Annotated in this window: 27 protein-coding genes and 1 other annotated feature; of the genes, 25 read left to right on the top strand and 2 right to left on the bottom strand. The window is 45.1% G+C overall.

Annotated features, from left to right (window positions below; genetic code table 11):
• Positions 1-109 precede the first annotated feature (109 nt).
• From RH061_RS17045 to pheA, 15 genes are all read left to right on the top strand, one after another.
• Positions 110-1,132 carry a rod shape-determining protein gene (locus tag RH061_RS17045; protein ID WP_192471515.1) on the top strand — a complete coding sequence of 341 codons (1,023 nt, stop codon included), beginning with the start codon at positions 110-112 and terminating at the stop codon, positions 1,130-1,132.
• A gap of 75 nt (positions 1,133-1,207) precedes the next feature.
• Positions 1,208-2,098 (top strand): rod shape-determining protein MreC, encoded by an 891-nt coding sequence (mreC, locus tag RH061_RS17040; protein WP_311071951.1) that lies wholly within the window; start codon positions 1,208-1,210, stop codon positions 2,096-2,098.
• On the top strand, positions 2,095-2,613 hold the full coding sequence (gene mreD / locus RH061_RS17035; RefSeq protein WP_311071949.1) for a rod shape-determining protein MreD: 519 nt from the start codon (positions 2,095-2,097) through the stop codon (positions 2,611-2,613). Before mreC ends, mreD begins: the two co-directional genes overlap by 4 nt.
• Before the next feature lie 363 nt (positions 2,614-2,976).
• On the top strand, positions 2,977-3,657 hold the full coding sequence (gene minC / locus RH061_RS17030) for a septum site-determining protein MinC (RefSeq protein WP_311071948.1): 681 nt from the start codon (positions 2,977-2,979) through the stop codon (positions 3,655-3,657).
• Positions 3,658-4,461, top strand: a complete 804-nt coding sequence (gene minD / locus RH061_RS17025; protein WP_311071947.1) for a septum site-determining protein MinD — start codon at positions 3,658-3,660, stop codon at positions 4,459-4,461. It abuts the gene before it with no gap.
• 201 nt (positions 4,462-4,662) lie between these two features.
• The gene (locus tag RH061_RS17020; protein ID WP_311071945.1) at positions 4,663-5,442 is read left to right on the top strand and encodes a peptidoglycan DD-metalloendopeptidase family protein; all 780 of its coding nucleotides are present in this window, start codon (positions 4,663-4,665) and stop codon (positions 5,440-5,442) included.
• Positions 5,435-6,301: a M50 family metallopeptidase gene (locus RH061_RS17015; protein ID WP_311071944.1), complete on the top strand. Its 867-nt coding sequence runs from the start codon at positions 5,435-5,437 to the stop codon at positions 6,299-6,301. Before RH061_RS17020 ends, RH061_RS17015 begins: the two co-directional genes overlap by 8 nt.
• Before the next feature lie 63 nt (positions 6,302-6,364).
• The gene (locus tag RH061_RS17010) at positions 6,365-7,819 is read left to right on the top strand and encodes an Rne/Rng family ribonuclease (RefSeq protein ID WP_311071942.1); all 1,455 of its coding nucleotides are present in this window, start codon (positions 6,365-6,367) and stop codon (positions 7,817-7,819) included.
• Positions 7,820-7,907: 88 nt separating this feature from the next.
• Positions 7,908-7,988, top strand: a sequence feature (ribosomal protein L21 leader region).
• 15 nt (positions 7,989-8,003) lie between these two features.
• Positions 8,004-8,312, top strand: a complete 309-nt coding sequence (gene rplU, locus RH061_RS17005; RefSeq protein ID WP_023627147.1) for a 50S ribosomal protein L21 — start codon at positions 8,004-8,006, stop codon at positions 8,310-8,312.
• Between the two features lie 15 nt (positions 8,313-8,327).
• Positions 8,328-8,660, top strand: a complete 333-nt coding sequence (locus RH061_RS17000; protein ID WP_214906371.1) for a ribosomal-processing cysteine protease Prp — start codon at positions 8,328-8,330, stop codon at positions 8,658-8,660.
• Positions 8,661-8,672: 12 nt separating this feature from the next.
• Positions 8,673-8,963 carry a 50S ribosomal protein L27 gene (gene rpmA / locus RH061_RS16995; protein ID WP_079509900.1) on the top strand — a complete coding sequence of 97 codons (291 nt, stop codon included), beginning with the start codon at positions 8,673-8,675 and terminating at the stop codon, positions 8,961-8,963.
• A 180-nt stretch (positions 8,964-9,143) separates the two neighbouring features.
• Positions 9,144-9,686, top strand: a complete 543-nt coding sequence (locus RH061_RS16990; protein WP_311071936.1) for a Spo0B C-terminal domain-containing protein — start codon at positions 9,144-9,146, stop codon at positions 9,684-9,686.
• 48 nt (positions 9,687-9,734) lie between these two features.
• The gene (gene obgE / locus RH061_RS16985; RefSeq protein ID WP_311071935.1) at positions 9,735-11,027 is read left to right on the top strand and encodes a GTPase ObgE; all 1,293 of its coding nucleotides are present in this window, start codon (positions 9,735-9,737) and stop codon (positions 11,025-11,027) included.
• Between the two features lie 135 nt (positions 11,028-11,162).
• Positions 11,163-11,615 (top strand): ACT domain-containing protein, encoded by a 453-nt coding sequence (locus tag RH061_RS16980; RefSeq protein WP_167832824.1) that lies wholly within the window; start codon positions 11,163-11,165, stop codon positions 11,613-11,615.
• Positions 11,616-11,644: 29 nt separating this feature from the next.
• Positions 11,645-12,487 (top strand): prephenate dehydratase, encoded by an 843-nt coding sequence (pheA, locus tag RH061_RS16975; protein ID WP_311071932.1) that lies wholly within the window; start codon positions 11,645-11,647, stop codon positions 12,485-12,487.
• Positions 12,488-12,525: 38 nt separating this feature from the next.
• Here pheA and RH061_RS16970 read toward each other — a convergent pair whose 3' ends face one another.
• Both RH061_RS16970 and RH061_RS16965 read right to left on the bottom strand, forming a co-directional pair.
• On the bottom strand, positions 12,526-13,065 hold the full coding sequence (locus tag RH061_RS16970; protein ID WP_311071930.1) for a transcription repressor NadR: 540 nt from the start codon (positions 13,063-13,065) through the stop codon (positions 12,526-12,528).
• Between the two features lie 57 nt (positions 13,066-13,122).
• Positions 13,123-14,262, bottom strand: a complete 1,140-nt coding sequence (locus tag RH061_RS16965) for an IscS subfamily cysteine desulfurase (RefSeq protein WP_311071929.1) — start codon at positions 14,260-14,262, stop codon at positions 13,123-13,125.
• Between the two features lie 348 nt (positions 14,263-14,610).
• On the opposite strand from RH061_RS16965, the gene nadB reads away from it, so the two are divergent.
• From nadB to RH061_RS16915, 10 genes are all read left to right on the top strand, one after another.
• Complete coding sequence (gene nadB, locus RH061_RS16960; RefSeq protein ID WP_311071928.1) at positions 14,611-16,221, top strand: L-aspartate oxidase; 1,611 nt, start codon at positions 14,611-14,613, stop codon at positions 16,219-16,221.
• Positions 16,190-17,071 carry a carboxylating nicotinate-nucleotide diphosphorylase gene (gene nadC / locus RH061_RS16955; RefSeq protein ID WP_311071927.1) on the top strand — a complete coding sequence of 294 codons (882 nt, stop codon included), beginning with the start codon at positions 16,190-16,192 and terminating at the stop codon, positions 17,069-17,071. The genes nadB and nadC overlap by 32 nt, the downstream gene beginning before the upstream one ends.
• Positions 17,043-18,149 carry a quinolinate synthase NadA gene (nadA, locus tag RH061_RS16950; protein ID WP_311071925.1) on the top strand — a complete coding sequence of 369 codons (1,107 nt, stop codon included), beginning with the start codon at positions 17,043-17,045 and terminating at the stop codon, positions 18,147-18,149. The genes nadC and nadA overlap by 29 nt, the downstream gene beginning before the upstream one ends.
• A gap of 167 nt (positions 18,150-18,316) precedes the next feature.
• Positions 18,317-20,380 (top strand): SafA/ExsA family spore coat assembly protein, encoded by a 2,064-nt coding sequence (gene safA, locus RH061_RS16945; RefSeq protein WP_311071923.1) that lies wholly within the window; start codon positions 18,317-18,319, stop codon positions 20,378-20,380.
• Positions 20,370-21,350 (top strand): phosphotransferase, encoded by a 981-nt coding sequence (locus tag RH061_RS16940; RefSeq protein ID WP_311071921.1) that lies wholly within the window; start codon positions 20,370-20,372, stop codon positions 21,348-21,350. The genes safA and RH061_RS16940 overlap by 11 nt, the downstream gene beginning before the upstream one ends.
• A 99-nt stretch (positions 21,351-21,449) precedes the next feature.
• Positions 21,450-22,160 (top strand): YhcN/YlaJ family sporulation lipoprotein, encoded by a 711-nt coding sequence (locus RH061_RS16935; protein WP_311071920.1) that lies wholly within the window; start codon positions 21,450-21,452, stop codon positions 22,158-22,160.
• 130 nt (positions 22,161-22,290) lie between these two features.
• Positions 22,291-22,848 (top strand): BofC C-terminal domain-containing protein, encoded by a 558-nt coding sequence (locus RH061_RS16930; RefSeq protein ID WP_311071919.1) that lies wholly within the window; start codon positions 22,291-22,293, stop codon positions 22,846-22,848.
• A 147-nt stretch (positions 22,849-22,995) separates the two neighbouring features.
• The gene (gene ruvA / locus RH061_RS16925) at positions 22,996-23,604 is read left to right on the top strand and encodes a Holliday junction branch migration protein RuvA (RefSeq protein ID WP_311071918.1); all 609 of its coding nucleotides are present in this window, start codon (positions 22,996-22,998) and stop codon (positions 23,602-23,604) included.
• A gap of 67 nt (positions 23,605-23,671) precedes the next feature.
• Entirely contained in the window at positions 23,672-24,673 is a 1,002-nt protein-coding gene (gene ruvB / locus RH061_RS16920) for a Holliday junction branch migration DNA helicase RuvB (RefSeq protein ID WP_311071917.1), read from the top strand.
• Positions 24,670-24,876 carry a DUF2905 domain-containing protein gene (locus RH061_RS16915; RefSeq protein ID WP_167832836.1) on the top strand — a complete coding sequence of 69 codons (207 nt, stop codon included), beginning with the start codon at positions 24,670-24,672 and terminating at the stop codon, positions 24,874-24,876. The genes ruvB and RH061_RS16915 overlap by 4 nt, the downstream gene beginning before the upstream one ends.
• Positions 24,877-24,915: the final 39 nt, after the last annotated feature.

Genomic DNA, 24,915 nt, shown 5'->3' with positions numbered 1-24,915 from the left:
GAACAAGTTAAAATTTTGTCGGAAAATCTGACTATGAACATTCAACTAATTTTGTTATAGATTGCCTGTTCTTTTATTGCATTTTTTGTTAAGAAAGGGAGATACAACTATGTTTGGGATTGGTACAAGAGACCTTGGAATTGACCTTGGTACTGCTAATACACTTGTTTATGTTAAAGGAAAAGGAATCGTTTTAAGAGAGCCTTCGGTTGTGGCGCTTCAGACTGATACAAAAAATATCGTTGCAGTCGGTAATGACGCAAAGAACATGATCGGTCGTACACCTGGAAATGTCGTAGCATTAAGGCCGATGAAGGATGGCGTCATTGCTGATTACGAGACAACAGCGACAATGATGAAATACTACATCAAACAGGCTACGAAGAATAAAGGCTGGTTTGCCGGGAAGCCATATGTCATGATATGTGTTCCATCCGGAATCACTGCGGTTGAAGAGCGTGCGGTAATTGATGCGACTCGCCAGGCAGGCGCAAGGGATGCGTTTACCATTGAGGAGCCATTTGCGGCAGCAATCGGAGCAAACCTTCCTGTATGGGAACCGACTGGCAGCATGGTTGTCGACATTGGCGGCGGGACGACAGAAGTCGCGATCATTTCACTAGGCGGGATTGTAACATCTCAATCTGTCCGTATTGCTGGTGATGAGATGGATGACGCAATCATCAATTATATCCGTAAAACTTACAACCTTATGATTGGTGAAAGAACAGCTGAAGCGATTAAAATGGAAGTAGGTTCAGCAGGAGATGCGGATGGCATTGAAAATATGGAAATCCGCGGCCGTGACTTGCTGACAGGACTGCCTAAGACAATTGAAATCACGGCTGAAGAAATTGCTAAAGCATTGCGTGACACCGTATACGCCATTGTCGATGCAGTCAAGCTGACACTGGAAAAAACACCGCCGGAACTTGCTTCTGACATCATGGACCGAGGAATTGTCCTTACTGGCGGAGGGGCGTTGCTGCGTAATTTGGACAAGGTCATCAGTGAAGAAACAAAAATGCCTGTCTTGATTGCCGAGGACCCGCTGGACTGTGTTGCAATCGGTACAGGAAAGGCATTAGACCATATCGATTTATTCAAAACTAAAGCAAAAGAATCAAGGTAATAAGGAAGGGAAGCGGGGATCATCCACTTCCCTCCTCTTCTGTAATCCATTTTTTTAGATTAGAGGTGTACATCCATGCCACAGTTCTTTTTTAATAAACGCCTGATAATGCTGCTTGTGAGCATTATAGTCCTCGTGGCATTGATTGGATTTTCTTTAAGGGAAAGAGAAGAATTGACATGGCCCGAGCAGTTTATCAAAGACTCGACAAGCTGGGTACAGTCTGTTGTTTCAAGGCCTTCGAATTATATCGCTGGTTTGATTGAAAACCTTCAAGACTTGCAAAATACATATCAGGAAAACAAAGAGTTGAAGAAACGCGTTGATGATATGGCCCGCCTTGAAGCGAAAGTATACTCCCTTGAAAAAGAAAACGAGGAGCTTCAGGAAATTTTAGATAAGAAAGAATCACTAGCAGACTATGAGCCAATCCAGGCTGTCAGGATCGCCAGAAGCCCTGAACGGTGGAATGAGCTGATCATCATCAATAAAGGCGCCTCCAATGGTGTTGAAAAAAATATGGCCGTCATCACTTCAAAAGGATTGATTGGCAAAGTCAAGAGTACGACTCCATTTTCTGCAACTGTGCAGCTCATCAGTTCGATCGACCCGACCAACAGGATTTCTGCCATCCTGCAGGCCGATAAGCCACTTTACGGCACGATCGAAGGATATGACAAGAAAAATGAGCTTCTATTATTAAAAGGATTGCCATATGACGCGGAAATTGAAAAAGGACAAAATGTCGTTACTACCGGAATGGGTGGGATTTTCCCGAAAGACCTTCCTATCGGCAAGGTTGTCAAGGTTGTTCCTGATCAATTTGGCTTGAATCAAACCGCATATATAAAACCAGAAGCAAATCTTTATGACCTGGAACATGTCATGGTTGTAAAAAAATCCATGATTTCAGTTGATATAGAGGAAAGCTTGGAAGATAGCGAAGGCGAGGAGGAAGGCAATTGATCCGATTCCTGCTCCCTGCTCTTTTCGCTTTTTTATTCATTCTGGAAAGTTTATTTGTAGAGTTGCTGCCTGCCGAGTTATTTAACAGTGACCGGATTCTTGTACCGCATTTCCTTATGGCCGGGATCTTGTTTTTGACGGCCTACCTGAGTCCAAAGCATGGAATCCTTTACGGAATCATTTTTGGACTTCTTTTTGATATCGTCTACACCGAGATCATCGGGATCTATCTATTCATGTTTCCGTTCATTGCTTATTTGATCGCGAATATGATGAGGATCTTACAGACCAATATTTTGATCGTGTCAATTTTATCCCTTCTTGGCATCACACTCCTGGAGGTAGGGGTTTACGAGTTGATGCTGTTGATAAAAATTACTGACCTGGACTTTTCGACCTATGTTAGAATAAGACTAGTCCCTACATTGATTCTGAACCTTGCTTTCATCATATTGGCTGCCTATCCATTTAAAAAGCAGTTCGAGAATGCTGCAGACCGGTTAAGGCTCGATTAAATTCGCTGCTAAACTTATATCGGAGCTATAAAAATATTGTACATGCATTCCGATTAAAGGAATTTGGCGGCGGGATGTCGAATTTCTTTCAGGTAAAATGATTTTATTACAATACAGCAGATAAATGTCCAGCTCCAGTGCCCAGCCCCTGTGACCGTTTTGAGGCTGAAGGCGCTTGCGCTTTTCGTATTAGAAATGTTTAGACTTTTTACACTTAGATTAGTGTCTAGCTCCAGCGCCTAGCCCCTCGAGACGTTTCGGTCTTGCCAATGAAGTCAAAGAACGACTTCATTGTCAGGCCCTCCAACGCTGGTCGGGGCTGACCAATGCGCTTGCGCTTTTCGTATGAGGTGAACATCCAGTATGAAGAAATCACAAAATGTGACGATAAAAGGAACAAAAGATGGGCTTACGCTCCATTTGGATGATAATTGCTCCTATGATGAACTTAAGAAGGAGCTCGACAGGAAACTCTCGAATTCTTCCCGTGTCCAGGAAGAGCAGCAGCTGCTTTCGGTAAAGGTTAAGGTAGGTAATAGGTACCTTACAAAAGCTCAAGAAGAAGAGCTGAAAGACCTGATCCGGCAGAAGAGGAACTTGATCGTCGAGGATCTGGTGACCAATGTGATCACCAGGGAGGAGGCTGACAAGCTTCGCCAGGAAACAGAAATCGTGCCTGTTGCCAAAGTGATCCGTTCAGGACAGGTTCTTGAAATAACTGGGGACTTGCTGCTCATTGGAGATGTCAATCCCGGAGGAACGGTCAAGGCGACAGGGAATATCTTTATCATGGGCGCTTTAAAAGGGGTTGCACATGCAGGTTCGGAAGGCAATGATGAAGCAGTCATTGCGGCATCTGTCATGAAGCCGTCTCAACTACGGATCAGTGAATGCATCAACCGCGCCCCGGACCATGTTCCTGATGAAGAAAAACGTGTGATGGAATGTGCATACATATCAGACAGTCAACAGATTGTAGTTGATAGATTACAAGTTTTAATGAAGAAAAGACCTAATTTAACTAGATTCGAAGGAGGCCTCTAAATGGGAGAAGCGATAGTGATTACATCCGGAAAAGGCGGAGTTGGCAAAACGACAACTTCTGCTAATATTGGTACAGCTTTGGCCCTTCAAGGCAAAAGAGTCTGCCTTGTCGATACAGATATCGGCTTGCGTAACCTGGACGTTGTCATGGGGCTTGAAAATCGCATTATTTATGATCTTGTCGATGTAATCGAAGGAAGATGCAAAATCCATCAGGCACTAGTAAAAGATAAGCGCTTCGATGACCACCTATATTTGCTTCCTGCTGCACAGACTAGTGATAAAACTGCGGTCCAGCCGGAACAAATGAGGAAATTAGTGAATGAACTGAAGCAGGATTATGATTACATCATCATCGATTGCCCGGCAGGAATCGAGCAGGGCTATAAAAACGCGGTTGCAGGTGCTGATAAGGCAATTGTCGTCACAACACCAGAGGTTTCCGCAGTCAGGGATGCTGACAGGATTATCGGACTGCTTGAAAAAGAAGAGAATGTTGAATCACCAAAGCTTGTCATCAACAGGATCCGCAGCCATATGATGAAAAATGGCGACATGCTTGATGTCGATGAAATCACGACACATCTATCCATCGATTTAATTGGGATTGTGGCCGATGATGATGAAGTCATCAAAGCTTCAAACCACGGCGAACCAATCGCACTGAATCCAAATAGCAAAGCATCTATTGCGTACAGGAACATCGCCAGGAGGATTCTTGGTGAATCGGTCCCATTGCAGCAATTGGATAATGAAAACAAAGGCGTATTTTCGAAGATCAAAAAATTCTTCGGCGTCCGCTGATCACAAGGCATCTCCTCTCACTTGTTCGAGGGCAGGTGCTTTTTTTATATCAACCCTGGCTACTGAAGTCTTTCTGTATTGCCGCCCTCGTTGTTCTCTTCAATCCTCATCACATTTTCCATTCATCGAATTTGTCATACTCTCGTTGGACAGGTCATAGACTTGTACTAACTTAGAGTACAAGGGGAATGGTGGGATTGGATGAACTCGAGAGCTGATGATATACGCAGAAGGATGATGAAGAGGAAAAGAGAGCGGGATAGAATGGAGAAGATGAACCATAATCGCTTTTTTTCGACGGAGGAGGAGCGGCATGGTTTTGACCGGATTCCATCTTATGACATGGGGCCGGGGGAAGGCGGACATCCTTTATTCAAGAAGGAAGTATTTTTATTCAAGGTGCTTGCTTCGGCGTGCCTCGTTTTGATCATTGCGATCATTTACCGCAGTCCATCTGAAAAAGCAGAAACAATCCAGCAATACGTGAAGCATACGATGGAACAGGAATTCCAGTTTGCTGCCGTTTCGAACTGGTATGAAGACCAATTCGGAAAGCCTTTGGCTCTGCTTCCAGCCAAAGAAAGTACTGAGGAAGAAAACAAACAGGAGCTGGCTCCAGACAATGAGTATGCACTCCCTGCATCAGGGAAGATCCTTGAAGATTTTGGCGATAATGGCCAGAGAATCATGATTGAAACCGGCAAAGGTGCCGGTGTAGAAGCCATGGATGAAGGTCTTGTCCACTTCGTCGGGATGAAGGAAGGGTTCGGCAAAACGGTCATTGTGCAGCATGCAGACAAGAGTGAAACATGGTACGGAAATCTTGATGAAATCGACGTAAGCCTCTATGAATATATCTCCAAGGGAACGAAGGTTGGAAGTGCGATGGACAGTACGGATGGCATTAAAGGTTCGTTTTACTTCGCTATAAAAAAAGGGGATGACTTCGTTGATCCTGTCCAGGTGATCAAGTTTGAATAAAGCCATTGAATTATTGCGAAAAATACACATCCATCCATTGTTGTGGGTGATCATCGCCCTTGCTGTTGCGACCGCGCATTTCATAGAGCTGATGATGGTGCTGCTGATTATTTTTGTTCATGAAATGGGACATGGTGCTGCAGCTTCTTTTTTTTCGTGGAGAATCAAGAAAATCGCCCTGCTGCCATTCGGCGGTGTAGCGGAAATGGATGAGCACGGGAACAGACCGTTAAAAGAGGAACTGATCGTCGTTCTTGCAGGTCCTCTGCAGCATGTCTGGATGATGGCCCTCTCCTATTTGCTGTTTGCCGCAGGGCTAGTTCCGGAAAAATGGCATATGTTATTCATCGAATACAATATGATGGTGCTCTTGTTCAATCTGATCCCAATCTGGCCGTTGGATGGGGGCAAGCTGTTGTTCATCCTGCTATCGATGTCCACTTCCTTTCAGGAAGCCCATGTGCGGACGCTGTATGTCTCAGCAGGAACACTTGCGATATTTTCAGCCATCCTCATCGTCATGGCACCAATGACATTGAATGTCTGGGTCATCATCGGTTTCCTGGCTTTCTCCCTGTACTTTGAATGGAAGCAGAGACGGTTTACATTCATGCGCTTTTTGATGGAAAGGCATTATGGAAAGCAGCTGGATTTGAGAGAGCTGAAGCCGATCAACGCAACCGAGAATGAAATGGTCGGGCAGGTACTGGGAAAATTCCAGCGCGGCTGCAAGCATCCCATCATCGTAAAGCAGAAGGACGGCAAGGAAATGGTCATGGATGAGAATGAATTGCTCCATGCTTTTTTCAGTGAGAAGCTATTATCAGCCAAAATTGGAGATTTGCTTTACACCTTTTAAAATAGGATAATGAATGCAGCGCAGATACCTTTTGCGCTGCATTTTTTTGCGTGAGGAGAAACAATGAACAAGTTAATCATTAATGCCAATTCGAGAGAAAAGCGCTTCGCTATGGTCAAGGATGGCGAAGTCGAAAAAATATATATTGAACAGCCTGGCCAGCAATCGCTAGTCGGGAATATTTATCTGGGCATCGTCGAAAAAGTCATCCCTGGAATGAACGCCGCCTTCGTCAATTTTGGCGAAGAAATGAGCGGCTTTCTTCAAAAAGAGAAGCTCCCTTCCTATGTACTTTCAGATGACGAGAAGAAAAATAGCCGCTCGATTTCTTCCTATGTCCATCAAGGTGAAAAGCTGCTAGTCCAGGTTGAAAAGGATGCGGCCGGAACAAAGGGGGCAAGGCTGACGGGAGTCATTGAGTTACAGGGTGAGAACCTTGTCTATATGCCTCACGGAAAATACATAGCTGTATCTAAAAAGGCAGAATCACCAGAAACCAGGGATAAATGGAGAGAATTTGCCAGCCAGGTTAAGACGCCCGAAGAAGGCCTCATTTTCAGGACTGAAAGCCTGAGTCAGACAGAGGAAGTCATCATGAGTGAGCTGGAGCAGCAGCGGGATCAATACGCTCAAATGGCAAAGTCCATGTCAGCCATGAAGAAGCCAGGGGTTGTTCATAGTCGTGACTACTTTTTTGAGCAGGCGATGTCAGCCCTTCTTTCTGTTGAAAATGTTGAAGTGATCACAGATTGCCTCGATATGAAAAAAAGAATCCAGCAGCATCATCCAGAGGGGATAGAGTCAGAGTTTTATAATGGCAAAGAAAATATCTTCTTTTTTTATAAAATCGAGCAAGAAATCGAGCGGTTGCTTAAAAGGATGGTCTGGCTCGAAAAAGGGGCCTACATGGTCATTGACCAGGGTGAGGCACTGACGATGATCGATGTGAACACAGGGAAGTTTTCCGGTAAGAGTGATTTGCGCGACACCGTCATGAAAACGAATATGAATGCTGCAGCCGAAGCGGCAAGGCAAATCAGGCTCAGGGATCTTGCGGGCATCATTTTGATCGATTTTATTGATATGAAGAGTCAGAGTGAGAGGGACAAGGTGTTGAAGCACATTCAAAAAGAATTGCTTCTGGATGGGCGCAGGACACGGATCATCGGATTTACAGAGCTGGGAATCCTTCAGTTGACAAGAAAGAAGACGAAGCAGTCGATGGCCGAGACCCTGACTGAAAAATGCTGGACATGCGGAGGCACCGGGCAGGTACTCAGCTCAGAGACTGTCGCGTACCAGCTCGAGCGCGCGCTATGGGAATACAAAAATTCAGATTATGATGAAGTTCTCCTTGCCGCAACGGATGAAGTCATCAAGCAATTTTCCGGTGAGGCTGATATCCATAAATTGAGGCTTGAAAAAGCATTGGGCTTTAAGATAAAATTCTCGTTGTCAGATGCGGCGAAACCTTTTTACGAAATCCTTAAGGTTGGTGCTTCGACAGAATCCGGTTGAGCCAAGCTGGCCATTAAAAGAACATATATTATTATGTTGACACTTTCGCTGAGCATATGATAGTATTTTAATGTTATTGTTTGTAGCACCCGTGCTACAACCGCACACTTCAGGTATCTAAGCTTTGCAAATACGCAAACGCCTGCGGTTGGCGAGTCTGAGTCTAATGAGGAGGTGCACTGGAATGTACGCAATTATCGAAACTGGCGGCAAGCAAGTAAAGGTAGAAGAAGGACAAGCAATCTACATTGAAAAGCTAAACGCTGCTGAAGGCGAAACTGTAACTTTTGACAAGGTTCTTTTTGTAGGTGGCGATAACGTTAAAGTTGGTAGCCCAGTAGTTGAAGGCGCAACTGTTACTGCTAAAGTTGAAAAGAACGGCCGTCAAAAGAAAATCATCGTTTTCAAGTACAAAGCGAAAAAGAACAATCGTAAGAAGCAAGGTCATCGTCAGCCTTACACTAAAGTTGTTATCGAAAAGATCAACGCTTAATTAAGGCGGATTGCCATGATTCGTGCAACGATTAATCGTACAAAATCCGGAAGCATCCAATCGTTTACGATTAGCGGCCACGCTGGGTTTGCTGCCCATGGCAGCGACATTGTCTGTGCAGGTGTTTCGACCATCTCGATCGGAACTGTCAATTCCATCATTGGTTTGACAGGAGTCACCCCGGACATTGAACAAGGCGCCGATGGTTTTCTCCGCTGTGAAATTCCCGACAATTTGCCGGAGGATACACAGGAGAAGATTCAACTGCTCCTCGAAAGCATGGTCATTACATTGCAATCGATGGAAAAAGAGTACGGAAAGCACATAAAATTAACCTTCAAACAGTAGGAGGTGGAACAAATGTTAAGATTAGATCTTCAATTCTTCGCTTCTAAGAAGGGTGTAGGTTCAACTAAGAACGGACGTGACTCTATCGCAAAGCGTCTAGGCGCTAAGCGTGCAGACGGTCAATTCGTAACTGGTGGTTCTATCCTTTACCGTCAGCGCGGAACTAAAATCTACCCAGGTGTAAACGTGGGTAAAGGTGGAGATGACACTCTATTCGCTAAGGTTGACGGCGTCGTTAAATTCGAACGTCTTGGCCGTGATCGCAAGCAAGTAAGTGTTTATCCAGCAGCTCAAGAAGCGTAAGCTAAAGAGAAGCCCTAACCACTGCGGTTAGGGTTTTCTTGTATTTATGGCTATGCAGCTTCAGGGTATGAATAGGATCTTTAAAAAGCAATCCAACCAATTTTAATACATAATTAGCTTACGCAGAATGGCTTTTTTGTTATACTTACACCAAGCAGTCTTATGAGTAGGAGTATGTGTATGAAAAAAGAGTGGGATACAATCGAGGTTTTGCGCCATGCACGCCATGATTGGATGAATCAGCTTCAACTAATTAAAGGGAATTTATCGCTGAATAAAGTGGACCGGGCTAAAGAGATCATTGAAGAAATTATCATGGAAGCCAGGCAGGATGCAAAGCTATCTAATTTAAATCTTCCTCAGTTTGCCTCTACCTTGTTAACCTGCAATTGGGGGAACCATCATTTCCAATTGGAATATGAAGTAATGGACTCCCAGAACTTCCACAACAGATTAGATGACCAGCTGTTGACTGGCTGGACAGAGCAGCTTTTTGATACATTGAATTCTTCGATTGAACCGTATCAGGAAAATCATCTCTCCGTCACAATTGAACCGCAGGAGAAAGGAATCGGGTTCTTTTTTGATTTTAGCGGAATAATAAATGATAAAAATCGCTTAGAAAGCTTCCTCGACCAGCAGCACGGTGAAAAATTGAAAGTGATGTCAGATGGCGTGGTCGATGGGGAATTGACAATAGAAGTTTTTATGGAATCACTCTAGGGAAACATATTAAGCGATAACAAATTTCAGACAGGTGGTAATGACATAATGTTTGTCGATCAGGTTAAAATTTATGTAAAAGGCGGGGACGGCGGCGATGGAATGGTCGCGTTCCGACGTGAAAAATATGTACCGAAGGGCGGACCGGCTGGAGGCGATGGCGGTAACGGTGCAAATGTGGTCTTCCAGGTGGAAGAAGGACTACGCACGCTGATGGATTTCAGGTATCAGCGCCATTTCAAGGCACCTCGCGGAGAACATGGAATGTCTAAAAACCAGCATGGAAAAAATTCCAAGGATATGATCGTAAAGGTTCCACCAGGGACAATCGTGTCCGATGCTGAAACTGGAGCAATCATTGCTGACCTGGTAGAGCATGGCCAGAAAGCGGTTATCGCCAGAGGCGGCCGAGGCGGCCGTGGTAACTCACGCTTTGCTACACCAGCTAACCCTGCACCAGAGCTTTCCGAAAAAGGGGAACCAGGACAGGAAAGAGAAATCGTCATGGAGTTAAAACTCCTTGCGGATGTAGGTCTGGTAGGATTTCCTAGCGTAGGAAAATCGACGTTATTGTCTGTTGTTTCTGCAGCTAGACCGAAAATTGCGGAATATCATTTCACTACGATTGCACCGAACCTGGGAATGGTTGAAACAGAAGACGGCCGAAGCTTCGTTCTTGCAGACTTGCCTGGACTTATCGAAGGTGCACATTCAGGTGTTGGCCTTGGGCATCAGTTCCTGCGCCATATCGAACGTACACGAGTGATCATCCATGTAATTGACATGGCGGCAACTGAAGGCCGTGATCCTTACGAGGATTATCTGACAATCAATAATGAATTGAAGGAATACAATTTGAGGCTGACGGAAAGACCTCAAGTCATCGTCGCCAATAAAATGGACATGCCAGATGCGGAAGAAAACCTGAAAGTGTTCCAGGAAAAAGTCGGGGATGAACATCCTGTTTTCCCAATTTCGGCTGTGACGAGAGAAGGTCTGCGTGAATTATTATTCGCGGTTGCTGATCTGATCGAAAAGACGCCGGAGTTCCCCCTCATTGATGAAGAGGTATTGGAAAAAGACGAAAACCGCGTAATGTACAAGCATGAAAAAGCAGAACAGGAATTCCAGATTACCCGTGAGTCGGATGGAACATTCGTCATTTCTGGTGATAGCATCGAAAGACTGTTCAAGATGACTGATTTTTCAAGGGATGAATCTGTCCAAAGGTTTGCCCGCCAGATGCGCGGCATGGGCATTGACGATGCACTCCGTGAAAGAGGCGCGAAAGATGGAGATACAGTCAAGCTGCTTGAATATGAATTTGAATTCGTGGAATAGCCTTAAAGGATTTGGAAGGTCGATTAGCCAGAAACAGGTTAATCGGCTTTCCTTTATAAAAAATGGCTGTTTTCGCCGATTAATTAAGATCCAGCAGCAAAATATAGAAGCTTGCAATCTGATGGGGTGGTGGAGATGAAGCAAAATCAAGATCGGAAGTTTTACCTTGTTCGTGAAGATGTCCTGCCTGAAGCGATGAAGAAGACACTCGAAGCAAAGGAAATGATCGAGCGCGGTAAGGCAGAGTCAGTCTGGGATGCAGTTCAACGCGTCGATTTGAGCCGAAGTGCATTTTACAAATACCGAGATACCGTGTTTCCGTTCCATACGGTTGTGAAGGAACGGATCATTACGCTGTTTTTTCAGCTTGAAGATCGGTCTGGTACGCTTTCTGAACTGCTGAGCACCGTTGCGGCAGCAGGCTGCAACGTTCTGACCATCCATCAGACCATTCCTTTGCAAAGCAGGGCGAATGTAACTCTGAGCCTGAATGTCACCGAAATGAGTGTCGAAATGGACGAATTGCTCGCGAGACTGAAAAGACTGGAATTTGTAGAAAAAGTAGAAGTGCTCGGATCAGGTGCTTAAAGCTGAGTGCAGCAGCAGGGGGGATTGACATGAATATTGGATATCTTGGGCCGGAAGCGACATTTACAGATTATGCTGCCCGGCAATTGTTTAAAGAGGCTAAGAGAATTCCATTTGTGAGTATACCAGAATGCATGGATGCCGCTTCAACAGGAGAAATTGACGCCGCCATCGTTCCGCTGGAAAACTCAATCGAGGGTTCAGTTAACCTTACCATCGATTATTTGGTCCATGAAACAGATCTTCAGATTGTTGGGGAAGCGGTTGTGCCGATCAGGCAGCATTTGCTGGTTCATCCGGACAATATGGAAAAGTGGAGGGGAGCTGAACAAATTTTCAGTCATCCACACGCGCTTGCACAGTGCCATAAATTTTTACATAAAGAATTCAAAGGAATCCCTCTAGAAAATATGTCCTCTACAGCCGCGGCGGCAAAATATATAAAAAAACATCCAGAACGAAACATCGCCGCCATCGCAAATAGCCTCGCTGCAGAGGAGTACGGGTTAGTGGCGGTAACGCAAAATATCCATGATTACAGCTATAACCATACCGTCTTCGCTGTGCTGGCAAAGGAAGGTCATGAGTTTCCTATGTCTTCAACTCAAGAGTCCAAGACAAGTCTGATGATTACATTGCCATCAGATCGGGCTGGTGCGCTGCATCAAGTGTTATCAGCATTCTCTTGGCGCAAGCTCAATCTGTCAAAAATCGAATCACGCCCGATGAAGACTGGCTTAGGAAAATACTTTTTCATTATCGATATCAATTTAAAAATGGATGATGTATTGATTCCGGGTGCGATTGCAGAACTGGAAGCATTAGGCTGCACAGTGAAGCTGCTCGGAAGCTATTCAAGCCATAAGGTATAAAAAAGATCCATCGCATATGTGATGGATCTTTTTGCATTTTATTCCAGGTCAATCAATAATTTTTCTTTTCTTAGCGTTTCTTCTGCTTCATCCAGAGCTTTTTCCGTCGGAGCGGTGATTGTGTGCAGGTGGATTCCGCCGGTCAACTCTGATAAATATGCGGCATTTGTTGCCCTGATTTTTTCCATGAATTGTTTTACTTCGTTCCGGTTTGAGACCATGATGGATGCAGTTAGATCCCCATAAACAGGATGCTCGATTTTAACGTCCTTAACTGTGACACCGTGATCGACAAGAAGCAGGAGTTCTTCTTCTGTCCTTTCAGGGCCGTGGGAAACGGCAATGATCCTTTCCGCAACTGAAGGACGAGAGGTATTCATATATAAATATCCCTGGCTGGTCGCAATGATTGGTTCGTTTTTAGCTTTAAGCAAGGTGATATCGCCAACAATGACCTGTCTGCTTACATTCGTAATGGTCGCAAGCTCGCCTCCAGTGATAGGCTCACTGCTTTCCTGCAGACGTTTAAGGATATAGGCCCGGCGTTCGTCTCCGAGAATTTTCGTAGGTTCCTTCATTCCGATCTCTCCTTCGACTTCTTCATTCGAGAATTTTACCATAAAATCAGCTGGAAGTTAAACGGCCGGGACCTGTTTAGTGATGGCGGCAAGCATTTTCCCAAGGTCGACTGCATCTTGATGAGTGGTATCCCTCCCGAATGAAATCCTGAAAAATTCCTTTGCCTCTTTTCCTGTGATTCCCATCGCAGACATCGTCTTCGCTGGTGTCAGCATCCCCGTATGACAAGCACTACCAGTAGAAATCGCAAATCCTTTGGAGTTGCATTCAAGCAAAACAAATTGCCCCTCGATGCCTTTAATCCCCATTCCGAGGATTCCTGGAAGCTGTTCGTCACCCTTTGTGCCGAAAATCTCGAATGAGTCTTTGACATCTATAAAGGATTCAATGAAAGCAGTCCTGAGCTTACTAATTCTTTCTGCCTCAGCTGCCATGATAGAATGCGCTTTTTGCGCTGCAGCTGTCATGGCAGCGATTCCCGGGACGTTCACCGTGCCTGGCCTGAAGCCCTTTTCATGCACAGTTCCTTCAATGTATGGCCTCAGGACAAGCTTCGGATTGACATATGCCACTCCGGTTCCTTTTGGCCCATAAAATTTATGGCCGGAAATGGAGAGGGCATCTACTGTGTGTGCCAGTGGAGCCGTCGGGATTTTTCCGAAGGTCTGCACGCAATCAGTGTGAATCAGGATATCTTTCGACCTGCAGAAGTCAGCAATTTTTTTTACCGGCTGAATAGTCCCGATTTCCGGGTTGCCGTGGTGGATTGAAACAAGCACAGTATCCGGTCGGGCAGCTTCTGTAAAACTGGAAAACTCTATTATGCCGTCTTTGTTCAATGGCAGGTAAGTAATTTCCCATCCCTCTTTTTCAAGCTTTTTCATCAGATTGTAAACAGAAGAATGTTCAGATGCCCCGGTAATAATGTGATTACCTTGTTTCTTTTTTGCAGAGAGCAGCGCCATAATGCCGAGGTAATTCGCTTCAGAACCTCCGCTTGTAAAATATATCCCCGCGTCTTTGACATCAAGCAGGCGCGAAAATTCCTGCCTGCAGCTCTCGAGGAGATTGGCAGCTGCACTGCCAGCATCATGTATGCTCTGGCTATTGCCAAAGTACTTTGTCGACGCTTCGATGAAAATATTGGCCGCGTCCAGGTCAAGAGGGCAAGTTGCCGCATAATCGAAATATTTCATAGTTTCGCTCCAGTCCATTATTATTACGGGATGCCTATCCCCGTGAGGCTGATTTCATTAGATTCTCGGTCACAATTTTGGGTAACATCTGCCCGAAAACAGCTGTAAGAACGGATCTCGGTAAAAAGTTGAGGCAACATGTGCCCGAACACAGGCATTCGAATGGGTTTCGGTAAAAAGTGAACTAACATCTACCCGAAAACTAGCTATCTTCTTCGATTGGGTCACATTTTGAGCTTCATGCTATTCTTGCTAACTTCAATGTAAAAATAAAAGTTCTTGTCAACAGTGTAAAACTGTGTAAATATAGATGTCAAGACACCTGTTAAACCAGGAGGCTATCATTATATGAATCAATCAGATGTCATCATTGTTGGCAGCGGGATTGCCGCACTGCAATTGGCCAATAAATTATCGAAGGAATTAAATGTGATAATTCTCACAAAGGATGAAATGACAGCGGGCAATTCTTACCTGGCACAGGGCGGGGTTGCGGCGGCGGTTTCTCCGAGTGATGATCCGTACTTCCATTATCTCGACACAATGGAGGCTGGGGCTCACCATAATAACGTAGAAGCTGTATTTGAAATGACCAAAAAAGCGCCGGAATTGATAAAAGGATTATGGCAATCAGGCTGTCGCTTTGATGAAGATGGAAATGGGAAATTGCTTCTGGGAATGGAAGGCGCTCATAGTGAAAAGCGGATTGTCCACAGCGGCGGGGATGCGACTGGTAAGCATATGGTCGACTTTTTGCTGACGGATCTGGGTGCGAAGGTTTCAATAGGACAAACCACATTAGTTTATGAACTGATTTTAAACAGTGAGGAAACGCGCTGTATCGGAGTAAAGGCAAAGCTGGCGGATGGGACCAATGAAGTTTATTTGGCACCTCATGTTGTCCTCGCCACTGGCGGCTGCGGTCAGATTTTCTCCCTCACCTCGAATGCCGAGACGGCAACCGGGGATGGAATGGCGCTGGCCTATAGAGCAGGTGCGGAGCTGGCCGATATGGAGTTTATCCAATTTCACCCTACACTCCTTTATGTAGATGGAAAGACGAAAGGCCTTATTTCGGAAGCCGTAAGAGGTGAGGGGGCCGCGCTTGTGACTGCAGAGGGAAAACGGATCATGGATGGAGTACATCCATTGAAGGACCTGGCACCTCGGCATATCGTTTCCCAGACGATTTATGACTATTTGCGAAGAGGAATACAAATCTTTTTAGATATTACCAACCTCCAGGATTTCAGTCGCAGGTTCCCGACGATCAGCAGCCTGTGCACACAGCATGGGATTGATATTGAAAAAGGACTGATACCTGTCGTCCCTGGGAGCCATTTTATCATGGGCGGAATCAAGACGGACTTGCAGGGCAGGACCAGTATTCCAGGATTGTATGCAATTGGAGAAGCGGCATGTACAGGTATTCACGGTGCAAATAGACTGGCGAGCAATTCCTTATTGGAGGGGATGTTTGTTGGCGGAAACCTTGCGGAGTGGATCAACAGGCATCCTGCAGCGAAAGAGCAAGAATTGGTGTTCTATAATCGTCCCGCTGAAAGTTTTACAGGTAACCGTAGTCACACATTATTCAGCAGTGAACTTCCTGACATCGCCATGCTAAAACAGACAATGATGGACCGAACGGGGATTGTACGGTCAAAAGATTTGCTGGTGAAACAGAGTGAGTGGCTTGCCCAGTTCAACATCGAAGAATGGCTTGTGGCCGAGCTGGACCACATGCAGCCATCACAATTAAACACTCTATTCATGTACATTACCGCTACTTTGATCACACAATCTGCTTTGGAAAGGACGGAAAGCAGGGGCGGGCACTACCGAAAAGATTTCCCGCTTGAGGATAACGCCAATTGGATGAAAAAACAAATCATTCATCAACGAAAAAAAGTAAAGGATGGTAAGCATGAATACAATCAAACTGCGCTTGCTACTTGAACAATTCTTTATTGAAGATATAGGTGAACGTGATGTCACCAGTGAACTGATATTCGGAAAAGAAAACAAAGGAAGCATGGTGTTCATCGCCAAGGATGAAGGGATTTTCTGCGGGGAACAAATCATCCAAACAGGATTCAGGCTGCTTGATGAAAACAGCCAAATCATCCTGAAAGTAAAAGATGGAGAGAAAGTCGCCAAAGGCCAAGAACTAGCCATAATCACCGGCAGGGTTTCAGACCTGCTGAAAGCGGAAAGGGTCGTCCTAAATCTTGTACAGCGGATGAGCGGGATCGCGACGAAAACCAATGAAGCTGTCTCCGTACTGAACAGCACGAAAACAAGAATCTGTGATACACGTAAAACGACTCCGGGCCTCAGGATGCTTGAGAAATATGCAGTTCGTTGCGGAGGCGGATACAATCATCGTTATGGGCTGTATGACGCCGTGATGATCAAGGACAATCACATCTCATTCGCAGGCTCGATCAGTCATGCAGTAGATGCAGTAAGATCCAATCTTGGGCATATGGTGAAGGTTGAGGTAGAGATTGAAACAAAGGACCAGCTTCTCGAAGCGATTGAAGCAAAGGTTGACTGCATCATGTTCGACAACAGACATCCTGAACAGATCAAGGATTGGATCAATAATGTGCCGGCAGGAATTTTGACAGAGGCATCTGGAGGCATCACCCTCGATAACCTCCATAGCTATAGTGATTGTGGTGTTGACTATATTTCGCTTGGGTTCCTTACCCATTCCGTAAAATCTTTGGATATAAGCGCAAAAGTGATGGCAGATATGAAAGGGGATGTACAATATGAATATATTGGAGACGCTCGAAGCTAAGGCAAAGATGCTTCCTGAAAAATACAGGAATATGTCCCATGAGGAGCTCGAGAGCATGATCAGGGACATCAAGGCAAAAATGGGCAAGAAACTGTTCATACCAGGCCATCATTATCAAAAAGATGAAGTGATACAATTTGCTGATGCGACTGGTGATTCTTTGAAGCTCGCCCAGCTTTCTGCGGATAACAGGGAGGCTGAACATATCGTTTTCTGCGGAGTCCACTTCATGGCGGAGACAGCGGATATTTTAACAACTGAAAGCCAGAAGGTCTATTTGCCGGATATGAGAGCTGGCTGTTCAATGGCGGATATGGCGGATATATACCAGACGGAAAGAGCATGGGAGTTCCTTCAGGTGTTGTTTGGTGACACCATTTTGCCGTTGACGTACGTGAACTCGACTGCAGCGATTAAATCCTTTGTCGGAGCGAATGGCGGTGCGACTGTGACTTCCTCCAATGCCGAGAAGATGGTGAGATGGGCTTTTTCAAAAAAGGAACGCCTGCTTTTCCTTCCGGATCAGCATTTAGGGCGAAATACAGCTTTTAACATTGGGATCGGCCTTGACGAAATGGCCGTTTATAATCCGATTGAAAATATTCTAGAGTACGATGGCCCGCTTGAAAAAGTGAAGGTAATTCTTTGGAAAGGGCACTGTTCGGTCCATGAGAATTTTACCGTAGAGAATATAGCGCAGGTGAGGAATGCTTACCCGGACATGAAAATCATTGTCCATCCTGAATGCACACGCGAGGTTGTTGGTCTATCTGATATGGCTGGCTCTACAAATTATATTATTGAAAACATCGAAGCTTCTCCTGCAGGTTCCTCCTGGGCAGTAGGGACAGAAATGAATTTGGTAAACCGCCTGATTTCACAGCATCCTGATAAAAAGATCATTTCGTTGAACCCTCATATGTGTCCATGCCTGACAATGAACAGGATCGACTTGCAGCATCTTGCCTGGAGTCTCGATTCAGTTTTTCAGGGGGAGGAAATTAATCTTATAAAAGTGGATGAAAAAACAGCATTAAACGCGAATCTTGCCCTGAATCGCATGCTTGAGCAGTCATAATTTTGAATCCTTCCCTGGACGGGGAGGATTTTTTTTATGGGAAAAGCTTAATCTCCCGCAGAAAAACATAATTATTTACATAGAAGCATAAGTTTTTTTGAAGATTGTTAGCAATTTGCCCACACCAACATAGAATATATGGACTTATGCCATAGGAGGGAATCAGAGTGAAAATCCATATCGTACAGAAAGGGGATACTCTTTGGAAGATCGCCAAGAAGTACGGCGTGAACTTTGAAGAGCTGAAAAAGATGAACGCGCAGCTCAGCAACCCTGATATGATTATGCCCGGTATGAAAATAAAAGTTCCAACTGCTGGAGGAACAGTAAAAAAAGAAGCTCCAATCGCAGGTGGAACGCCTCAAGCAAAAATCAATATGGGTGGCAAAAAGGAAATGCCGATTGCCAAAGAGAAACCAATGCCAATGCCAGAAGTGAAAAAAGAAGTTCCGAAAGAGGCTCCAGTTAAGGAACAGCCGAAAAAGGAAATGCCTAAACCTGTTCCAAAGGAAGAGCCGGTTAAACCATATAAACCGAAAATGCCAGTGCAAATTAAGCCTGAGATTGACATCAATAATTACTATATGATGAATATGGCCAATATGCAGATGCCGCCGCAGCCGAAACCACAGCCGAAGCCCCTGCCAAAAGCACAACCCAAGCTACCGCCTAAACCAGACAATATATTCCCGGAAGTCAAACCAGAGGTAAAGCCAGAAGTCAAAGCTCCTGTAAAGCAGCAGGTCAAGCCAGAAATGAAGCCAGAGGTAAAACCACAGCTGCCGAAAACTGAGATTAAACCAAAGGTGAAACAGGAAATTAAACCAGAGATAAAAATTGAAAAGAATGATTTTATGGATGAATCGCCATCCATGATGCCATTCATTCAAGGAGGTTACCAGCAGCCGATGATCCCTTACCCTTATAACTGTTATCCAGGGGCGCCTTCCATGTCAGGTCCGGCTTATGGTTATCCAGGAGCCCATCAAATGCCTTATCCTCAGGTACAGGGAGCTTCACAGTATCCAGGCATGATGCCGAATATGGCACTGCCGGCAGAAGATATGGAATCTTCATCCTTTGCGAACATGCAAATGCCGTTGAGCCCGGCTATGGAAAATATGCCTCATCATGCTTCTCCACAAATGACCGGTCCTGTCTTCCATGGTATGCCGATTTCGCCGGTAATGCCTGGATCAGGCTACTGCCCGCCGTATGGGCAGGGATACCCGCAACAAATGCCATACATGCCACAAGTAGCAGGTGCGATGGAGGACCAGATGCCAATGCAGCCGCAAGTTGGCGGAATGATGGATAATCAAATGCCTCAGGTCGGTGGTATGATGGATAATCAGCAAATGCCACAAGTCGGAGGTATGATGAATAATCAGCAAATGCCTCAGGTCGGAGGTATGATGGATGAAGAATCTTCGGAAATGCCAATGCCTCAGATGCCGCATGTTGGCGGGATGATGCAGGGCCAGATGCCAATGATGCCACAAGTCGGCGGAATGATGCAGGATCAGATGCAGATGATGCCGCAGGTTGGCGGAATGATGCAGGATCAGATGCAGATGATGCCGCAGGTTGGCGGAATGATGGAAAATCAGATGCCAATGATGCCACAGGTTGGCGGAATGATGCAAGGGCAAATGCCAATGATGCCGCAGGTTGGCGGAATGATGCAGGGCCAGATGCCAATGATGCCGCAAGTGGGCGGAATCATGCAGGACCAGATGCAGATGATGCCGCAAGTTGGCGGAATGATGCAGGGCCAGATGCCAATGATGCCGCAAGTGGGCGGAATGATGGATAATCAAATGCCGCAAGTCGGAGGGATGATGGATAATCAAATGCCGCAGGTCGGCGGAATGATGGATAATCAATTCCCGCAGGTTGGCGGAATGATGGATAACAAAATGCCACAAGTCGGAGGTATGATGCAGCCTCCAATGATGCCTAAGCAGGCAGTCCAAGGCGCAAGCAATGATTGCGGCTGCGGAGGCCAGATGGGCAATCCGTATGGTTTGATGGGAGCAGGCATGCACCATCCTCACCACATGCATCAGGGGTTTTATGGTGCGCCAGGTATGCACCCGCATCCGCACTACGGGTATCAGATGGGCATGGGTCCTCAGGGATTCATGAACCAATATGGACCAGGTCCGATGGGCGGAGGTTATGGTATGCCGATGCCTCGGTTCGAAGATGAAGAGAGCAATGAATATTAACATCAACCGAGGGAGAGACGATTATTTTTTCAATCGTCTCTTCTCTTATTTAACCAGGAAACTCAAAGTTGAAATCAAAGAAATGACCCAATTAAGAGGAAATGTTTATCTCGTTGAAACAGGCAAGCATCGGTTTATTTTAAAAGGGTATAAAGATCTTCGGAAATTAAAGATTCAAGAAGCATTCGCTTCTTCTTTAAGAAAATCTGGTTTTGATCAATCTTACCGATTTTATTATCAAGATAGAGATCCTCTTCATTTCGATGGATCATACTATGGGTGTATAGAATTTATTGAGCATCATGAGAAGCGTTTCGATTATGGAATGCCTTCAGACAGGGATGAAGGCATTGAACTGCTGAATAGATTCCATGACCATACCACGGTTCTTCTTCCTTCATATGCAAGCATGCTGCCGAAAACTGATTTACCAAGAAAATGGCATCATCGCATGAATGAATTCACAGAAAACCTCCCTGTAGTAAATGGCTATGTAAATAAAGCCTTTACCGAAGAGCTGCTGAAGTGGGCAGATTTTTCCTTGAGGAATTTCTCGAATTCAAAGAAAAAGCTCGAAACAGAGCCTCCAGCCATCCTCCATGGGGATGTGGCCCATCACAATTTTCTGCGTTCGAACGATGGAAAGTTGAACTTAATTGATTTTGATTTGATCAGCTCTGGATCAAGGGCATTTGATATGCTGCAGTATGCTAATCGGATTCTGCCCTTTTTGGATTGGCGTTTTGAATCACTGGAAAAAATAAATCATTTGAACAAATGGCTGGATACTGATGCTTTCCTCTTTGGGCTTCTATACCCTGCTGATATTTTAAGGGAGTGGAACCGCTTAGTGAGAGATCGAGATCATTCAAATCCGTATAGACTGGCACCAATCGTGGAAATGACTGTCAGCCAATTTCAGCAAAGGAAACAGTTTCAAGAAGATGTGAAATCCAGACTTGGTTTTTAGGTTTTGGACGTATCTGTCAGAATGAAAATCCAGCCCCATCCGCACTCTAATAATGAGCATGTTAAAGTGCTCATTATAGCTAGGATGGGGGTTTTTTGATTGGACAGGAGAATGTTGTTCTTACCTATAGCTTCCCTGCTTACGATCGGGCTTGCGGCCTGTAATGGGAATGATGATGCCGCTGTACAGGACAGGAATGCCGACCGTGGGCAGCCACTTGGCTATTACTCGAATGAAAAAGGAAATGAAATTGATGTGATGGATGACCGGGAAGGTGCGATTACGGAAATTTTTGACCACAATTTCGGTAAAGAGGGTCTAGTCGCAGACACTCGGAAACGGTCGATGCTCCAATCCAGAGATGAAAACGGCAACCCTCCGAATCCAACTGTCCCGCGTTCAGACCATGACCATAACTTTTTCCAGAGAGACAATAAATACAGTCGCGGTGATTTGAATTACCATGGACATTTAAGCGAGCATAAAGGCAGCGGCAAAGCACGCACCTATTCGAACAACGAACAGGATAACGAAATGGCCCGCAAAGTCGGGATTGCTGCTGAATCGGTTGATAATGTCGACAAGGTAAGATCTGTTTTATTCGGCAGGGAAGTAGAAATAGCGGTGGCCTATAAGGATAAGTCCCAGAAAAAACAGACAGACAAGAAAATCAAAAAGGCTGTCCTTCCATATACTGAAGGCAGGGTGCTTCGCATCATTGAGGATGAAGGTACCTTCAGCAGATCAAGGAATATAGATTATGACCGGAGAAATGGAAATCCAAGGGAAAGCATCAACATCAACCCTTAAACTTGATAGAAGGCAGAGTAACCTCTTGCCTTCTATTTTCATGTATTTATTTAAAGGATAAATAAGTTCATTTTGGCTACACTATTAGTGAAAAAGAACAAATTTTAGCAAATAAGAGAGGTGGACAGCAATGGCTTCAACTAAATTATTAAAAGTATTAAGCTCAGCTGTTATTCTCCTAATCAGTCTATCGGGATACAGTTTAGTACTTCAGACAGAGCCGGTTTTTGCTGAGAAGCCTGAAGAAGCAGTCGATGAAAGCAAACCTCTAAAAGTCACCCTCATTCTGCAAAGAGTCTATCTTGATGGTGAAATGAGTGAGGAACGGATTGTGGAAACTATTTGGTCCATGGAAGACTTCTGGGCCAAATATGACGAATGGCAGCTAGTGGATATGGAAGCCAATAAGGCGGTGTTCAGGCAGGAATATGATGATATCTCACCGCTATTGAAGGCAAATGGTTATTTCGGGTTATCGGATGAAGGGGTCCTTACAATTTTTAATGGTAGGCCGCAAGGTTCGAATATTATCCAATCGTTCTTCCAGATTGATCTTGGCAGACTTGAAAGTATAAAAAGAGATCAATTGAAGAAAGGCATTCCAATCCGCAATAAACAGTGCTATGAAGAGGTATTGGAGACTTTTAAACCATATACAGTGATTGAAAACAGTGAAGAGCCGGGCTGACTGGCTCTTATTTGTATTTCATCAGGTTTTTAGAAAGGCCAGCTTCCATAAAAAATGATCATACGTTCGCCTTTTTGCATATTTTTATTCATACCTTTAAAAGGAGTATGTTAAAATGAGTTACAGCAAAGCAGAGGGGCGAGAGTATTGTATGAATTCATAAAAGGTACCGTCGATTTCGTCGGTCCTGAATATATAGTGATTGAAAACAGCGGGATTGGATACCAGATCATGACACCAAACCCATTTGTATTTACAAAAGAAGCAGGGAAAGAGGTTTGTATTTATACATATCATTATGTCCGGGAAGACCTCATGGCTCTTTATGGATTTAAGAATCGAGAGGAAAAGGCACTTTTCACAAGGCTATTGAATGTTTCGGGAATCGGTCCGAAAGGGGCATTGGCCATACTGGCGTCAGGAGAACCCGGTCAAGTGGTCCAGGCAATCGAAAATGAAGATGAAACGTTCCTTGTCAAATTCCCTGGGGTAGGCAAGAAGACCGCGAGACAAATGATCCTTGATTTGAAGGGTAAACTGCATGATCTTGTTCCAGATTATTTCCCTAATCTGTTCAATACGGACGAGGTAGCAGCAACCATAAGCCAGTCGACTGAGTTTGATGAGGCGGTGTTGGCACTGAAGGCACTTGGTTACTCTGAAAAAGAGATACGCAAAATCACTCCTGATTTGAAGAAAGAAACATTGACGACAGACCAATATATCAAGAAAGCATTACAGAAGCTATTAAGATAATGCTGAGGTAAAATTGACTGGTACGATTAGGTGCGGTCACTCAGCTTATTAGAAAGGTGAGAAACTGATGGAAGAACGAATCATCTCCAGTGAAGCGGGCGACCAGGATGTTTCATTTGAGCAGAGCCTGCGTCCGCAGACACTCAGGCAATATATCGGCCAGGATAAAGTGAAAGCAAATCTTGAAGTGTTCATTGAAGCGGCCAAAATGAGGCGGGAAACGCTGGATCATGTGTTGCTCTACGGACCGCCTGGTCTGGGCAAGACGACACTGGCGGCCATCATCGCCAATGAAATGGGCGTTAACCTCAGGACCACCTCAGGACCAGCCATTGAGAGGCCTGGTGACCTGGCAGCCATCCTGACGGCCCTGGAACCGGGGGATGTTCTGTTCATAGATGAAATTCACAGGCTCCCAAGAACGATTGAGGAAGTACTCTATCCTGCCATGGAAGACTTCTGCCTGGATATCGTCATCGGCAAAGGGCCAAGTGCCAGATCTGTCAGGCTGGACCTCCCTCCGTTCACACTTGTCGGTGCGACGACTCGTGCCGGTTCGTTGTCAGCTCCTTTAAGGGACAGGTTTGGAGTTCTTAGCCGTTTGGAATACTATAATGAGAAACAGCTTACTGATATTGTCGTCAGGACAGCTGAGCTTTTGGAAACCGACATTGACTGGCCAGCCGCACAGGAGCTTGCGAGAAGGTCTCGAGGTACACCGAGGATTGCAAACCGCCTCTTGAAGAGAGTGCGCGACTTTGCCCAGGTGCGCGGAAATGGAGCAGTAGAGGAAACTCTTGCCCAGGAAGCTTTAGAGTTGATGCAGGTAGACACCCTGGGTCTTGACCATATAGACCATAAACTGCTGAAAGGCATCATTGAAAAATACCGCGGCGGTCCCGTCGGGTTAGAGACGATCTCCGCAACCATCGGAGAGGAATCGCAGACAATTGAAGATGTATATGAACCATATTTATTGCAGATCGGGTTTTTGCAGAGGACTCCTAGGGGAAGAATTGTAACGGAGGCCGTATACCGACATTTTGAAATGAAGGTGCCTGAACGATGACAGGTGCAGCTAAGTTCGTGATGATCGCCGGTGCAGTGATTTTCGTCATTGGGTTCATCATGCAGTTTGTCAATTTGGGAAGACTGCCAGGAGACATCGTCATTAAAAAAGGCAATACAACCTTTTACTTCCCCATTGTAACGTCAATTCTTGCCAGCATCATCTTATCTGCAATCTTTTACTTTATGGGCCGATTCAGATGATTGGTCCATGAACAAATAAATAGAAACTTAGTAAGGGTG

Source organism: Mesobacillus jeotgali (genome assembly GCF_031759225.1).
Classification (GTDB): domain Bacteria; phylum Bacillota; class Bacilli; order Bacillales; family Cytobacillaceae; genus Mesobacillus; species Mesobacillus jeotgali_B.
Note: the sequence above shows the minus strand (reverse complement) of the source record. Positions and strands in the feature narration are given on the sequence as shown.